Below are 15,189 nucleotides of genomic sequence, written 5' to 3'. Positions count from 1 at the left end.
AAAAGGAAAAATATGCAAGAAAATTATGGTGCGAGTAATATTAAAGTTTTAAAAGGCTTAGAAGCTGTTAGAAAACGCCCAGGTATGTATATAGGAGATACCAATATAGGCGGACTTCATCATATGATTTATGAAGTAGTGGATAATTCTATCGATGAAGCAATGGCAGGACATTGTGATACTATAGATATAGAAATCACTACCGAAGGAAGCTGCATCGTTAGCGATAATGGTCGTGGAATTCCTGTAGATATGCACCCTACTGAAAATATGCCAACCCTAACCGTCGTTTTAACCGTTCTTCATGCAGGGGGAAAATTCGATAAAGACACTTATAAGGTTTCAGGAGGTTTGCATGGTGTGGGCGTTTCAGTTGTAAATGCACTTTCTAAAAAACTTATAGCTACGGTTGAAAGAAATGGAGAAATTTATCGCCAAGAATTTTCAGAAGGTAAAGTCATCAGTGAATTTGGTGTTATAGGAAAGAGCAAAAAAACAGGAACTACCATAGAATTTTGGCCTGATGATACAATTTTTGAAGTAACAGAATTTGATTATGATATTTTGGCTAAAAGATTTCGTGAACTTGCATATTTAAATCCAAAAATCACTATAAATTTTAAAGATAATCGTGTAGGCAAAAGTGAAAGTTTTCATTTTGAGGGCGGAATTTCACAATTTGTTAGTGATTTAAATAAAAAAGAAGCTTTAACCAAACCTATATTTTTTAGCGTAGATGAAGAAGATGTAAATGTAGAAGTAGCTTTGCTTTATAATGATACTTATAGCGAAAACTTGCTTTCTTTTGTAAACAATATCAAAACCCCTGATGGTGGAACGCATGAAGCTGGATTTAGAATGGGTTTAACAAGAGTGATTAGCAACTACATAGAAGCAAATGCTAGTGCTAGGGAAAAAGACTCTAAAATCACAGGCGATGATGTGCGTGAAGGACTTATCGCTGTAGTAAGTGTAAAAGTGCCTGAACCTCAATTTGAAGGACAAACCAAAGGAAAACTTGGCTCTTCTTATGTGCGTCCTATAGTTTCAAAAGCAAGTTTTGAATATCTTAGTAAATATTTTGAAGAAAATCCTATCGAAGCAAAAGCTATTATGAATAAAGCTTTAATGGCAGCTAGAGGAAGAGAAGCAGCAAAAAAAGCAAGAGAATTAACGCGTAAAAAAGAAAGCTTGAGTGTAGGAACTTTACCAGGGAAATTAGCTGATTGTCAAAGTAAAGATCCGAGTGAAAGTGAAATTTATCTTGTGGAAGGGGATTCTGCAGGAGGTTCTGCAAAACAAGGTAGAGAAAGATCTTTCCAAGCTATACTGCCTTTGCGTGGTAAAATTTTAAATGTTGAAAAAGCAAGATTAGATAAAATTTTAAAATCTGAGCAAATTCAAAATATGATTACCGCTTTTGGCTGTGGTATAGGTGAGGATTTTGATCTTTCAAAACTAAGATATCATAAAATCATCATCATGACAGATGCGGATGTTGATGGATCACATATACAAACCTTGCTTTTAACTTTCTTCTTCCGTTTTATGAATGAACTTGTGGCTAATGGACACATTTATCTTGCCCAACCACCGCTTTACCGCTATAAAAAAGGTCAAAAGAAAGAAATTTATCTCAAAGATGAAAAAGCTTTGAATGATTATCTTATCGAAACAGGTATTGAAAGTTCTAATTATGAAGGAATTGGCTTAAATGATTTAAAAGATTTTCTAAAAATCGTTGCCGCTTATCGCTCGGTATTAAATGAGCTTAAAAAGCGTTTCAATGTGATTTCTGTGATTAGATATTTGATCGAAAACCCTGACTTTATCAAAGAAAATAATGAAGAACTTTTTAAAATCGTTAAAGCTTTTTTGGAAAAAGAAGGGCATAATATTTTAAATCATTATATCAATGAAAATGAAATTCGCATTTATGTGCAAACTGAAAATGGTTTGGAAGAACTTATCATCAATGATGATTTATTTTCACACCCTCTTTATGAAGAGGCAAATTATATCTTTAATAAAATAAAAGATCGTGATTTGAGCTTTGAAAAAGATATTTTAGATATCTTAGATGAAGTAGAAAAAAATGCCAAAAAAGGTGCTTATATCCAACGCTATAAAGGTTTGGGTGAAATGAACCCTGAACAACTTTGGGAAACAACTATGGATCCAAGCGTAAGAAGACTTTTAAAAATCACTATCGAAGATGCACAAAGTGCTAATGATACTTTTAATCTCTTCATGGGCGATGAGGTTGAACCAAGACGCGATTATATCCAAACACATGCTAAAGATGTAAAACATTTGGATGTGTAAAAATTTTTTAGTGTCAGATTGTAAATTTGACACTAAATTCTATCTTTTTGTTTAAAAATTTCACACTTTGTTACAATAATTCATATTTTATCTTTACTCAAATTATTTTTTAAATATTTTTTAAGTTTATAGATTTATAATTTGTAATACTAAATACTTAAAACGATTAATTCATGTTAGAAGTTTCGCGTAGAAATTTTTTAAAAGCTACGGCTTTAAGTGCTGTTTGTCTTTCTGGTTTGAATGCTTCTTTTTTGGAATTTTCTCAAGCTAAACAAGTGAAATATTTTATCAAAGATAGTGAAATTCCTCATCAAGGAAATTTCATTAACGCGGATGAAATTTTACTTATTGAAAAAGATATCAGCAATATTTACTCACAACTTAAAGAAGCTTTTGAAAATAAAGCACTCATTGGAAGTGTGAGTAGTGGGACAACTTTTTTTGTGATCCGCACTATGGCGGCGGATTATGGTATGTGTGTTGCGTATGAAAAAAAACAAGGTGATTTTTATACTTGGATTTTGGCACCAAAAGGAGTTAAATTATAATTTTACCAAAAAATGTTTCGCAAAGTGATTTTACAGCTGCAGTAGCAAAATTTGAAAAAGCTTTGGGTAAAGAGTGGGTATTTAAAACCCAAGAGGATTTAGATCTTTATAGAGATGCGTATAGCCCGCAATGGGATGATGATGACGAACCTATCCCTTCTTTTTGGCTCGCATTGTGGGATGGAAGTTGTTTTGGCTAATGGAGAAATTTTACGCACGGGTATGGGTGCTTTACCAAAAGCTAAGACTTTCGCAGAAAATAAATACGGCTATGGTCCTTATGTAGATGGACTTTTTTCACAATCTAACTTTGGTATCGTTACAAAAATGGGCTTTTGGATGCGGTTGAAATTTTAAATTATCTTGAGGATAGTTTTATTGTGGGTTGGCCGCAGTATTTTAGTCCATTAAATCCACCTTATGGAAAACCGATGAATGCGGAGTTAAAAGGCTATCTTACAAGTAAAAATGGCTTACCTGATATGGATAAAATTCAAAATTATGCTTTGAAAAATAAAATCCCTTATTGGAATATCGATGTTTCAGTTTATGGCTGTAAAGAAGTGTGCTATGCAAATTTAGAATATATCAAGCAAAGATTTAAAATCATTGAAGGTGTAGATATTTCTATCGTTCAAGAATTTAGCTTACCTTTGAATTTGGAGCAAAAAAAGCAGCTTAAACATAAGGTTACTCTTGGAATTCCAAATATGGAAATTTTTTGGCTTAGCACAAGAGGTGAGGTTTTAGAACCAAGTGATGGGCATGTATGGTTTTCACCTATTATTCCACGCGATGGTAAAGAACTTTTAAAATGCCAAGAAGTGTATATGAATTTATTTAGAGAATTTGGGGAAGAATCTCCTATAACACCTTTTTCGCATCCTAGAAGTTGGATGTATCGTGCATTTTGCTTTATATTAGCCTTTAATAACTCAAGAACCGATAAAGCACACAATAAAAGTGCGTAAAATGTATCGTCAAATGGTTCAAACTGCTACAGAACATGGATGGGGAGATTATCGCGCAGCTTAAAGATTGTATTGATCCAAATGGAATTTTAGCACCTGGTCGTGGAGGCATTTGGCCTAAAAATTTAAGAGATGAGCGTTTTGTTAATAATAAACGCGACGCATTAAGAATGAAAGAAGGTAAAGAAAAATGAAAAAAATCGCTTTATTTTTTGTTTTATTTGTTTGCTTGCTGAATTTAAATGCTAAGGATAAAGAATTGCAGTATTTAGGTGAGTATTTGGGTAGAAACTACAAATAAAGATAAACTTTAAAGGACTTTATGTTAAGTAAAGTCCTAAAATACTTTTCTAATGAGAATATTTACTGGTTTAAATTTAAAAAAGCTTCTGTGCTAAATGCAAAGAAGCTTTTTTTGTTTAATGCACCACAGCTTCACTTACTCCCACACCGCTTTGAGCTCTAAAATCTTGTGCTTCAAAACCTTCTTTATCTTTTTTAGCTCTTTTAGAATTATCCAATTTTGAAATGATATAAATGAGTATAAAACTTAAAGGCATTGAAAATAAAGCAGGATGATCATAAGGAAAAATAGCTTCACTAAAACCAAAACTTTTTACCCATATACTAGGGCTTAAAATCACAAGAGCAAGAACGACTATAAGTCCTATAAGTCCACCCCAAAAAGCGCCTTTAGTGGTAAGATTTTTCCAATAAATACAGAGTAAAAGTATAGGAAAATTTACACTCGCAGCAATAGCAAAAGCAAGTCCTACGGTAAAAGCAACATTTTGTTTTTCAAAGACAATGCCTAGCAAAATAGCAAAAATTCCTATAGCTATAGTTGCGATTTTTGTAACTCTCATTTCATCTTCATGTTTGACATCACCCTTTTTGATAACATTGACATATAAATCATGACTTATAGCTCCTGCACCTGAAATCGCAAGTCCTGCAACGACTGCTAAAATAGTAGCAAAAGCTACTGCTGAAATAAATCCTAAAAAGACATCTCCACCCAAAACATCAGCTAAGGTAACTGCTATCATATTACTAGCCCCATTAAAACTTCCATCAGCGTTAGTAAATTGAGGATTACCAAGTAAGAGCGCTATAGCACCAAAGCCTATGATGAAAGTAAGTATGTAAAAATACCCTATAAATCCTGTTGCATAAAATACTGACTTTCTAGCTTCTTTAGCATCTTTTACGGTAAAAAATCGGATAAGTATATGAGGTAAACCCGCAGTTCCAAACATAAGAGCCAAGCCTAAAGAAAGAGCTGATACGGTATCAGGCAAAAAAGTCCCTGGTTTCATTATGTTTTCACCTTTTGGATGATGAGAAATGGCTAAATCAAAATAATATTTTAAATCAAATTTCGTAAGGTATAAAATCATAACAGCCATAAAAGTAGCCCCTGCTAGAAGTAAAATGGCTTTGATGATTTGCACCCAAGTGGTTGCGTGCATTCCTCCAAAGGTTACATAACAAATCATTAAAATTCCGACCAAAACAACCGCAAAAGTGTAAGGTAAACCAAAAAGCAATTGTATGAGTTGTCCTGCTCCTACCATTTGAGCAATAAGATAAAAGATAATAACGCTTAAAGCAGAAATAGCTGATATAACGCGTATAGGCTTAGCTTCTAAACGATAAGCGGTAATATCTGCAAAGGTAAATTTGCCAAGATTTCTAAATTTTTCTGCAATTAAAAATAAAATAATAGGCCAACCCACTAAAAATCCTATAGAATAAATAAGCCCATCAAAGCCATTAGTAAAAACTAAAGCGGTAATTCCAAGAAAGCTTGCCGCACTCATATAATCCCCCGCTATAGCTACACCATTTTGCATTCCTGTGATATTTCCTCCGGCGGTATAAAATCCACTTTTGGATTTGGATTTTTTGTTAGAATAATAGGTGATAAACAAAGTAGCTAAAACAAAGACTAAAAACATACTAACAGCAGTTATATTTATAGGTTTTTGATGAACTTCTCCTAGATCAAAACCGGCGCTTAAGGCTAAATTAAAGATTAAACTTAAAAATATAAAGACTTTCATACTAGCTCCTTATAATTGATTTTTCCATCTTTTAACGCATCAAGCAATCCTTCATTTTCCAAGCTTTTAATCACTTCTTCTTGCTCTTTATCAAGAAAATAATTTGCGATAAAAGTATAAATTCCTGTAGAAATAATACACAATAAAATCAGGCCAATGCCTACCATAATACCAAGCGTGATGGAACTAGGACCCAGTTTATACCCTAAAATTTCAGGCATAAGTCCTATACCTAAAACAAAGATATAGTAACAAATAAGCACTATCAAAGATAGGTTAAGAGATATTTTGTTTCTAAAAGAAACAAACTTTTTAAATCTCAAAACAGCATTTTTTTGCTCCGCATTTAAATTCATGGGTACTCCTTTCAATGTTTATAATTCAATATAACAAAAAATTCAATGAATTGAGACTTTTTATTTTAAAAATTTGTGTAATAATAGAATTTTTATCTTAAATATGAAAAAAAAGTAACATATATTTATCAATGTTACTAAAATTTACATATTAATTCATTGATAATTTTTATCTCATTTTAAAAAATTTTTCTTTAGAATTAAGCTTTTATAAATTCACAAGGAAAAATTTTGACCCTGCTTACAAATCCTATCATCATCAGTGTAGTTTTGATGACTTTACTTTGTTTATTTCGTTTTAATGTACTTTTGAGTCTTTTGATTTCTGCTTTAGTTGCGGGAATTTTTTCTCATATTGAGATTATGGAGACTATGAGTATTTTAATCGACGGAATGAAGGGAAATTTAAAAACCGCTTTAAGTTATATACTTTTAGGTGCTATTGCTGCTGCGATTTCAAGGACAAATTTAACAGCTTATTTGATTAAGGTAGTCAGTCGTTTTATCTCTCACAAAAAATATCTTTTGCTTTTATCTATAGCTTTGATTTCTTGTTTTTCACAGAATTTAATTCCTATCCATGTGGCGTTTATTCCTTTGCTAATCCCACCACTTCTAAGTCTTTTTAATAAATTAAAAATCGATCGTAGGGCTGTTGCTTGTGCTTTAACCTTTGGACTTACGACACCTTATATGGTTTTGCCTATAGGTTTTGGACTTAACTTCCAAGATCTTTTAAGAGAAAATTTGGAAAAAAATGGGGTTAATGTCAACTTAGCAGATGTAACAAATGCGATGTATTATGCTGCTATTTGTATGGTGTTAGGACTTTTTTTAGCGCTTTTTGTATTTTATAGAAAACCAAGAGAATATCAAGAAATAGAAATTCAAAAAATGGATTTTGATAATATCAAAATGGGACGCAAAGAATGGGGCGTTTTAGTAGGGCTTATTTTGACTTTGGTTTTACAAATTTTTACGATGAATTTACCTTTATCAGGGCTTTTGGGCTTTATTTCTATGGTGATTTTGGGCGGAGTTGAATATAAAAGTGTCAATGATATTTTTGATGATGGACTTAAATTAATGGGCTTTATCGCTTTTGTTATGCTTGTAGCAGCGGGTTATGGAGAAGTTTTAAAACAAAGCGGTGCTGTAAATGAGCTTGTAAATTCCGTAGTGCCTTGGATGCAAGAAAATAAATTTTTAGCGGTATTTTTAATGCTTTTAATAGGTCTTATTATTACCATGGGTATAGGTACTTCTTTTGGGACTATTCCTATCATAGCTACACTTTTTTGTCCTATTTGTTTAGAACTTGGTTTTAGCGCAGCTCTTATTATATTTATCTTAGGAGTAGCAGGGGCCTTAGGAGATGCAGGAAGTCCAGCAAGTGAAACGACGATGGGAACGAGTGTGGGATTAAGCGTAGATAAGCAACACGATCATATAAAAGATACTTGTATTCCTACTTTTATTTTTTATAATGGGCCTTTGCTGATTTTAGGAAGTATCATAGCGATGTTTTTATAATTTTTATAAATCCATTGAAATATTTTTTAATTTATTTATTTTTAAGATAAAAAATATCTCGATATTAAAAAAATATATGTTATAATCCTTAACAAGCTATCAAATTTAAAATCAATCTTATAAGGAGAATAAAATGGATTTGGAAAATATCTTAGAAAACAATCAAAGCGTAGGTTTATATCACCCTAAAAATGAACACGATGCCTGTGGTATTGCCGCAGTTGCCAATATACGCGGTATTGCTTCTTATAAGGTTATTTGTGACGCTTTAGAAATTTTGATGAATCTTGAACACAGAGGCGGTGCGGGAGCTGAAGAAAATTCAGGCGATGGAGCGGGAATTTTGATTCAGATTCCTCATGATTTTTTTATGACTCAAGAGCTTGGTTTTGAGCTTCCTCAAAAAGGTGATTATGCTGTAGCGCAAATGTTTTTATCGCCTAATGCAGATGCTAAAGAAGAAGCAAAAGCGATATTTTTACAAGGTTTAAAAGATAAAAATTTAGAATTTTTAGGTTTTAGAGAAGTGCCTTTTAATCCTAGCGATATAGGAGCAAGCGCTTTAAAAGCTATGCCTTATTTTTTACAAGCTTTTGTAAAAAAACCAAGCACGGTTAATGCAGGACTTGAGTTTGAAAGAGTGCTTTATGCTTGTCGTCGTCTTATAGAAAAAAGAGCTTTGCATGTGCCTAAATTTTATTTTTCAAGCTTTTCTTCACGCACTATAGTTTATAAAGGAATGCTTCTTTCTACTCAATTGAGTGATTTTTATCTTGATTTTAAAGATGTCAATATGAAATCCGCCATTGCTTTGGTGCATTCTCGTTTTTCGACTAATACCTTCCCAAGCTGGGAAAGAGCTCATCCAAACCGCTATATGGTGCATAATGGAGAGATTAACACTATACGAGGAAATGTCGATAGCATAAGAGCTAGAGAAGGTTTGATGCAAAGTGAGTATTTTGAAAATTTAGATGAAATTTTTCCCATCATAGCAAAACCAAGTAGTGATTCTGCTATGTTTGATAATACTTTAGAATTTTTAGCTTTAAATGGACGCACTTTAGAAGAAGCTTTTATGATGATGGTGCCAGAACCATGGCATAAAAATGAGAACATGGGAAGTAAAAAGCGTGCTTTTTATGAGTATCATTCTTTATTGATGGAGCCTTGGGATGGACCTGCTGCTATAGTTTTTACTGATGGGGTTATCATGGGGGCGAGTTTAGATAGAAATGGTTTTCGTCCTTCAAGATATTATCTTACAAAAGATGATATGCTCATACTTTCAAGCGAAACAGGAGCTTTAAAACTTGATGAAAACAATATCAAAGCTAAAAAACGCCTAGAACCTGGAAAACTTTTACTTGTAGATACTGCAAGAGGCAGAGTAATAGCTGATAATGAAATCAAAGAGCATTATGCTAATGCGAAGCCTTATAAACAATGGCTTAAAAATTTAGTAGAGCTTGAAAAACAACACAGCGGGGTTTATAAACATAAATTTTTAAAAGAAGATGAGGTTTTAAAACTTCAAAAAGCTTTTGGATGGAGCTATGATGAGCTTAAAATGAGTGTAGCAAGTATGGCACAAAATGGCAAAGAAGCTTTAGCGGCTATGGGTGTGGATACTCCTTTGGCTATACTTTCTAAAACTTATCAGCCTTTGTATAATTATTTTAAACAACTTTTTGCTCAAGTGACTAATCCACCTTTAGATGCTATAAGAGAAGAGATTGTTACTTCTACAAGGATATATTTAGGAAGCGAAGGGAATTTGCTAAAACCAGATGAAAACAATGCAAAGCGTGTTAAAATTTCTTTGCCTATTATTAGCAATGAAGAGCTTTTTGAGGTTAAAGCCTTAAACAATTTCCAAGTTAAAGAATTTTCTATACTTTATGAATATTCTAAAGTAACTTTAGAACAAGCTTTAGATAATCTTTGTGTAAAAATAGAAGAAGAGATTAAAAAAGGTGTTTCTATCATCATTTTAAGTGATAAAGGCGTGGATGATAAAAATGCTTATATCCCTGCTTTACTTGCGGTTTCGGGCGTGCATAATTATTTAGTAAGAAAGAATTTAAGAACTCATACAAGTATTATCATAGAAAGTGGTGAGCCAAGAGAAATTCATCATTTTGCTTGTCTTTTGGGTTATGGTGCAACGGTTATAAATCCTTATTTGGTTTATGAAAGCATACAAAAACTTATAGAAAATAAAGACTTAAATGTAAGTTATGATAAAGCGGTAGAAAATTTCATCAAAGCAAGTTCAAGTGGTATAGTAAAAATTGCTTCTAAAATGGGGGTTTCTACCTTGCAAAGTTATAATGGCTCTGCACTTTTTGAATGTCTGGGCTTAAGCTCTAAGGTGATTGATAAATACTTTACTTCTACAACTTCACGCATTGAGGGTATGGATTTAGAAGATTTTGAAAAAGAACTGATCGCTTTACATAAACATGCTTTTAATGATACGCATAAGGCTTTAGATTCTAAAGGAATTCACAGCTTTAGAAGTGCTAAAGAAGAACACTTAATCGATCCACTTGTGATTTTTAATCTTCAGCAAGCTTGTCGCAATAAAGACTATAAAAGCTTTAAAAAATACTCGGCTTTAGTTGATGAAAAACAAGTGAATTTGCGTTCTTTAATGGAATTTGATTTTAGCGAGGCTATCAGCATTGACAAGGTTGAAAGTACTGAAAGTATAGTTAAACGCTTTAGAACAGGTGCTATGAGTTATGGTTCTATTTCTAAAGAAGCTCATGAGTGCTTAGCAGAAGCGATGAATAAAATAGGCGCAAAATCAAATTCAGGCGAGGGCGGTGAAGATGAGGAACGCTATGAAATCAAAGATGGAGTCAATAAAAATTCCGCTATCAAACAAGTAGCAAGTGGGCGTTTTGGGGTGGATTTAAATTATTTAACCCATGCAAAAGAATTACAAATCAAAGTCGCTCAAGGTGCAAAACCAGGCGAGGGCGGACAATTAATGGGCTTTAAAGTTTATCCTTGGATAGCTAAGGCTAGACATTCTACAGCGGGTGTGACGCTGATTTCTCCACCACCTCATCATGATATTTATTCTATTGAGGATTTGGCTCAACTCATTTATGATTTAAAAAATGCGAATAAAGACGCCAAAATTTCAGTAAAACTTGTAAGCGAAAATGGTATAGGAACAGTTGCTGCAGGTGTGGCAAAAGCAGGAGCGAATTTAATCCTTGTTTCAGGTTATGATGGAGGAACAGGAGCAAGCCCTAGAACTTCTATACCGCATGCGGGAATTCCTTGGGAGTTAGGCTTAGCTGAAACGCATCAAACTTTGATCTTAAACAAGCTTAGAGATAGAGTAAGATTAGAAACTGATGGAAAGCTGATGAATGGACGCGATTTAGCTATAGCTGCACTTTTAGGAGCTGAAGAATTTGGCTTTGCTACTGCGCCTTTAATTGTTATGGGCTGTACGATGATGAGAGTTTGTCATCTTAATACTTGTCCTTTTGGTATTGCCACTCAAGATAAAGAACTTAGAGATCGTTTTAAAGGCAAAGTAGATGATGTGGTTAATTTCATGTATTTTATAGCTGAAGAGCTTAGAGAATATATGGCAAGACTTGGTTTTGAACGCCTTGATGATATGATAGGAAGAGTTGATAAACTCCGTCAAAAACCTATGCAAGGTAAAGCAGGTAAAGTGAATTTAGATAAAATTTTAAAATCCTTACCTACTTATAACAGAACCGCTGTGCATTTTAAAGACTATAAAGACAATAAACTTGAAAAAACGATTGATTATAGAATTTTACTCCCACTTTGTAAAAATGCTGTGGAGAAAAAAGAGCCTATCAAACTTTCTTTAGAGGTAGGAAATCAAAGCCGTACTTTTGCTACTATGCTTTCAAGTGAAATTCTAAAAACTTATGGCAAAGACGCTTTAAGCGAAGATAGCATACAAATTAAAGCCATAGGAAATGCAGGCAATAGCTTTGGAGCATTTTTGTTAAAGGGCATTAAGCTTGAGATTATAGGCGATAGCAATGATTATCTAGGTAAAGGTTTAAGCGGAGGTAAGATCATTGCTAAAATTTCAAATGATGCTACTTTCTCACCTGAAGAAAATATCATCGCAGGAAATGCTTGTTTGTATGGAGCAACTGAGGGTGAAGTGTATTTAGATGGTATAGCAGGAGAAAGATTTTGCGTAAGAAATTCAGGAGCTAAAGCGGTAGTTTTAGGAACAGGCGTGCATGGTTGTGAGTATATGACAGGGGGGCTTGTCGTAGTGCTTGGCGATGTGGGTGCAAACTTTGCTGCAGGTATGAGTGGGGGTGTGGTTTATATCTTTGGAAGATACAATGAAGCCCATGTAAATACCGAGCTTGTGGATATTAAAGATCTTAGCACTAAGGATGAAAAAGAATTAAAAACGATGATAGAAAATCATATCGCTTATACCAATTCTAAAAAGGCTAAGGACATACTCGAAAAATTTGACAAAAAAGACTTTTTTAAAGTTATGCCAAGAGATTATGAAAAAATGTTAGAGATGATCGAACTTTGCAAAGATGAAGAAGATCCAAGTTTGGCAGCATTTTTGAAAATCACACAAAAATAAGGAGTAAAAATGGGAAATGCAAGAGGTTTTTTAGATTTTAAAAGGGTAGATTTTAAAAAAGTTGCTGCTAAAGAAAGAGTTTTAAATTTCAAAGAATTTACAACGCTTTTAGACAAGAAAGAACAAGAAATTCAGGGCGGACGATGTATGGATTGTGGGGTAGCATTTTGCCATACGGGTGTGATGAGTGAAGGCAAGGATGTAGGCTGTCCTTTAAACAATCTCATCCCTGAATGGAATGATCTTATTTATCGTTCTTTATGGAAAGAAGCTTATGAAAGACTTGATCTTACCAATCCTTTTCCTGAATTTACTGGCCGTGTTTGTCCGGCTCCTTGTGAGGATTCTTGTGTGTGTGCGATTAATGGAAAAAGCGTAAGTATCAAAAATAACGAGCTAGCCATCATAGAAAATGCTTTTAAAGAAAATTTAGTAAGTCCAAATAAACCTAAACAATACAATGGCAAAAAAATCGCCGTCATAGGAAGTGGGCCTGCTGGACTTGCTTGTGCTAATACCTTAAATTCACTTGGCTACAAGGTAAGTGTTTTTGAAAGAAGCGATAAAGTAGGCGGGCTTTTAATGTATGGAATTCCTGATATGAAGCTTGATAAAAGTATAGTTCAAAGACGGGTGGATTTGCTTAAAAAAAGTGGGATTGAATTTAAAGTGAATGAAAATATAGACAGCAAAGATAAGGTTTCTAAACTTTTAAAAGAATTTGATGCTTTAGTACTTTGCACAGGAGCGAGCAAGCCTATCGATCTTGATATAGAGGGTAGAAAACTAAAGGGCGTTGAATTTGCTCTTGATTTCTTAACGCAAAATACCAAAACCTTGCTAAAAACAGGTAAGGGTGCTGATACAGCAAAGGGTAAAAATGTCTTGGTTATAGGAAGTGGGGACACAAGTGTTGATTGTATCGCTGTAGCTACAAGACAAGGAGCTAAGTCCATAGTGCGTTTTGAAAGAAGCCCAAAAAGACCTTTACAAAGAAGCCAAAGCAATCCTTGGCCTTTAAAAGCTGATATCTTTACGACAGATTATGGTTTAGAAGAAGCCATTGCTGTATATGGCAAAGATCCTAGAGAATATCAAAAAATGACAAAAAAATTCTTAGGTAAAGACAAAGTAGAAAGCGTAGAAGCATGTGATTTAAAACGCGAATTCAAAGAAGGTAAGGCTATAAATGTCGAACTTCCAAATTCTAATCAAAACTATAAAGCAGATTTAGTACTTTTGGCTATGGGTTTTAGCGGAAGTGAAGATGCTATCGCTAGTAATTTTGGAGTAAGTTTGGATGAGAAAAACAATGTCAAAACAAAGAATTTCCAAACCACACATGAAAAAATCTTTGCTTGCGGAGATGCTAGAAAAGGACAATCTTTAGTCGTTTGGGCTATAAAAGATGGTATAGAGTGTGCTTTAAATATACATGAGAATTTAGCAAAATAGTCATAAAAGTTTAAAACTTTTGCGATGAAGCTTGCAAATTCCAAATTTTGCTATCAATTCCTTATGGGCTTTTGTCCCATAAGCCTTATTTTTTTCAAACTCATAACAAGGAAAATTTTTAGCTAAAAAATTCATCACTCTATCTTTACTTACCTTTGCAAGTATACTTGCTGCACTTACTTGTTTGATATTGGCATCGGCTTTGATTTGAGTTTTTATACCGCTAATGCCTAAATTTGTATTGCCATCGTATAAGAAATTATTTTCTGTTTTAAAGTGTTTTTTTATGAGTGTTAAACCCATTTTTAAACAAGCGCTAAGCCCTATTTCATCAATTTTTTCTGAAGAAAAAGCAAGGATGAGGTAATCTGAATGAAGTAAGATAATTTCATAAAGTTCTTCGCGTCTTTTTTCGCTCAATTTTTTAGAATCACAAAGCCCCTCAAGATCTTTATGCAGTTTACAAGCTGCCATCATCATAGGACCTGCTAAGGCACCTCGTCCTGCTTCATCAATGCCGATTAAGTTAATATCAAATGGAGTTAAAAGTTCGTTTTCTTCAAATAAAGTTTTCAAATTTTCTCTAAGAAAGGGCGAAAAATCGCCCAAGGATTTAGCCTAAAAATTCACGCTTAAAGTATTCTTTAGGTGCTTTACATAAAGGACAGGCTGCAGGAGCTTTTTTGCCACGATGGATATGTCCACAAACCTCACAAACCCATAGTTCTTCTACTTCGCTATTAAAGAATTCTTCTTCTTCAAGCATTTTTTTAAGAGCTAGGTATTCTCTTTCGTGTTCTATTTCTACTTTTCCAATCGCAGTAAATAATCTTGCTATAGCTTTTTTACCCTCATCTTCAGCGATTTTAGCAAAATTTGGATACATAGTTGTGTGCTCATAGTTTTCACCTTCTGCAGCAGTTACTAGGTTTTTTGTAGTTACTTCTAAAGGTTTGCCATCAACGATTTCATGATAAGCTTTAAATTCTGCTATTGCATGCCATTTTTCATTTTCAGCCGCTTCTCTAAAATGTCTAGCAACCGCATGCCAACCTTCTTCTTCAGCTACATCCGCAAATAAATCGTATTTATTTCTAGCCATTGATTCTCCAGCAAAAGCTTTCATCAAATTTATTGCAGTTAAATCTTGAGTGATACACTCCATCTCAACACCACAACAGCTAAGTTTTCCACCGCCTACATTTTGAACTTCTACTTCATTGCCGCATTTTGGACATTTATAGGATTCATATTGTCTCATTTTGTACTCCTTTTTGATAATCAAAAAGCATTGTATTATAAAAAAAT

At 33.6% G+C, this 15,189-nt stretch carries 12 protein-coding genes and 1 pseudogene; 9 read left to right on the top strand and 4 right to left on the bottom strand.

Features of this window, described 5'->3' with window-relative positions:
• Positions 1-12 precede the first annotated feature (12 nt).
• The 6 genes and pseudogenes from gyrB to BGS43_RS09860 form a co-directional block, all read left to right on the top strand.
• Positions 13-2,325, top strand: a complete 2,313-nt coding sequence (gene gyrB / locus BGS43_RS05235; protein WP_002791617.1) for a DNA topoisomerase (ATP-hydrolyzing) subunit B — start codon at positions 13-15, stop codon at positions 2,323-2,325.
• Between the two features lie 173 nt (positions 2,326-2,498).
• On the top strand, positions 2,499-2,876 hold the full coding sequence (locus tag BGS43_RS05230) for a twin-arginine translocation signal domain-containing protein (protein ID WP_002779381.1): 378 nt from the start codon (positions 2,499-2,501) through the stop codon (positions 2,874-2,876).
• A gap of 114 nt (positions 2,877-2,990) precedes the next feature.
• Positions 2,991-3,233, top strand: coding sequence for a hypothetical protein (locus tag BGS43_RS10130; RefSeq protein WP_223207190.1), 243 nt, complete (start codon positions 2,991-2,993; stop codon positions 3,231-3,233).
• The gene (locus tag BGS43_RS05225) at positions 3,212-3,847 is read left to right on the top strand and encodes a p-cresol methylhydroxylase (protein ID WP_223207191.1); all 636 of its coding nucleotides are present in this window, start codon (positions 3,212-3,214) and stop codon (positions 3,845-3,847) included. The genes BGS43_RS10130 and BGS43_RS05225 overlap by 22 nt, the downstream gene beginning before the upstream one ends.
• A gap of 35 nt (positions 3,848-3,882) precedes the next feature.
• Positions 3,883-4,041: a hypothetical protein gene (locus tag BGS43_RS05220; RefSeq protein ID WP_002779923.1), complete on the top strand. Its 159-nt coding sequence runs from the start codon at positions 3,883-3,885 to the stop codon at positions 4,039-4,041.
• Positions 4,038-4,124, top strand: a pseudogene (locus BGS43_RS09860) (c-type cytochrome); the annotation flags it as partial. The gene BGS43_RS05220 and the pseudogene BGS43_RS09860, both read left to right, overlap by 4 nt.
• A 142-nt stretch (positions 4,125-4,266) precedes the next feature.
• Here BGS43_RS09860 and BGS43_RS05215 read toward each other — a convergent pair.
• Both BGS43_RS05215 and BGS43_RS05210 read right to left on the bottom strand, forming a co-directional pair.
• On the bottom strand, positions 4,267-5,913 hold the full coding sequence (locus tag BGS43_RS05215) for a cation acetate symporter (protein WP_002787442.1): 1,647 nt from the start codon (positions 5,911-5,913) through the stop codon (positions 4,267-4,269).
• The gene (locus BGS43_RS05210) at positions 5,910-6,269 is read right to left on the bottom strand and encodes a DUF485 domain-containing protein (RefSeq protein WP_002787440.1); all 360 of its coding nucleotides are present in this window, start codon (positions 6,267-6,269) and stop codon (positions 5,910-5,912) included. The genes BGS43_RS05215 and BGS43_RS05210 overlap by 4 nt, the downstream gene beginning before the upstream one ends.
• 231 nt (positions 6,270-6,500) lie before the next feature.
• Between BGS43_RS05210 and BGS43_RS05205 the strand changes: the two genes are divergently transcribed.
• The 3 genes from BGS43_RS05205 (at position 6,501) to BGS43_RS05195 (ending at position 13,881) form a co-directional block, all read left to right on the top strand.
• Complete coding sequence (locus BGS43_RS05205; RefSeq protein WP_002790485.1) at positions 6,501-7,802, top strand: Na+/H+ antiporter family protein; 1,302 nt, start codon at positions 6,501-6,503, stop codon at positions 7,800-7,802.
• Positions 7,803-7,935: 133 nt separating this feature from the next.
• Positions 7,936-12,426 (top strand): glutamate synthase large subunit, encoded by a 4,491-nt coding sequence (gene gltB, locus BGS43_RS05200; RefSeq protein WP_096569107.1) that lies wholly within the window; start codon positions 7,936-7,938, stop codon positions 12,424-12,426.
• 9 nt (positions 12,427-12,435) lie between these two features.
• Positions 12,436-13,881 (top strand): glutamate synthase subunit beta, encoded by a 1,446-nt coding sequence (locus BGS43_RS05195; protein WP_096569104.1) that lies wholly within the window; start codon positions 12,436-12,438, stop codon positions 13,879-13,881.
• On the opposite strand, the gene BGS43_RS05190 is transcribed toward BGS43_RS05195, so the two are convergent.
• Both BGS43_RS05190 and BGS43_RS05185 read right to left on the bottom strand, forming a co-directional pair.
• Positions 13,882-14,457 carry a ribonuclease HII gene (locus BGS43_RS05190; protein ID WP_002825464.1) on the bottom strand — a complete coding sequence of 192 codons (576 nt, stop codon included), beginning with the start codon at positions 14,455-14,457 and terminating at the stop codon, positions 13,882-13,884.
• A gap of 37 nt (positions 14,458-14,494) precedes the next feature.
• The gene (locus BGS43_RS05185; RefSeq protein WP_096569100.1) at positions 14,495-15,142 is read right to left on the bottom strand and encodes a ferritin family protein; all 648 of its coding nucleotides are present in this window, start codon (positions 15,140-15,142) and stop codon (positions 14,495-14,497) included.
• Between the last annotated feature and the right edge of the window lie 47 nt (positions 15,143-15,189).

The organism is Campylobacter sp. 110 (assembly GCF_002383965.1).
GTDB classification, from domain to species: domain Bacteria; phylum Campylobacterota; class Campylobacteria; order Campylobacterales; family Campylobacteraceae; genus Campylobacter_D; species Campylobacter_D coli.
The sequence above is the reverse complement of the archived record's forward strand: the minus strand, read 5'-3'. Positions and strand labels throughout refer to the sequence as shown.

Bases quoted from the DNA above. Each gene is read 5' to 3' on its own strand.
- BGS43_RS05210 (WP_002787440.1), bottom strand. From the start codon at position 6,269: ATGAATTTAAATGCGGAGCAAAAAAATGCTGTTTTGAGATTTAAAAAG.
- BGS43_RS05185 (WP_096569100.1), bottom strand. From the start codon at position 15,142: ATGAGACAATATGAATCCTATAAATGTCCAAAATGCGGCAATGAAGTA.
- BGS43_RS10130 (WP_223207190.1), top strand. From the start codon at position 2,991: ATGCGTATAGCCCGCAATGGGATGATGATGACGAACCTATCCCTTCTT.
- BGS43_RS05215 (WP_002787442.1), bottom strand. From the start codon at position 5,913: ATGAAAGTCTTTATATTTTTAAGTTTAATCTTTAATTTAGCCTTAAGC.
- gltB (WP_096569107.1), top strand. From the start codon at position 7,936: ATGGATTTGGAAAATATCTTAGAAAACAATCAAAGCGTAGGTTTATAT.
- BGS43_RS05230 (WP_002779381.1), top strand. From the start codon at position 2,499: ATGTTAGAAGTTTCGCGTAGAAATTTTTTAAAAGCTACGGCTTTAAGT.
- BGS43_RS05195 (WP_096569104.1), top strand. From the start codon at position 12,436: ATGGGAAATGCAAGAGGTTTTTTAGATTTTAAAAGGGTAGATTTTAAA.
- BGS43_RS05220 (WP_002779923.1), top strand. From the start codon at position 3,883: ATGGATGGGGAGATTATCGCGCAGCTTAAAGATTGTATTGATCCAAAT.
- gyrB (WP_002791617.1), top strand. From the start codon at position 13: ATGCAAGAAAATTATGGTGCGAGTAATATTAAAGTTTTAAAAGGCTTA.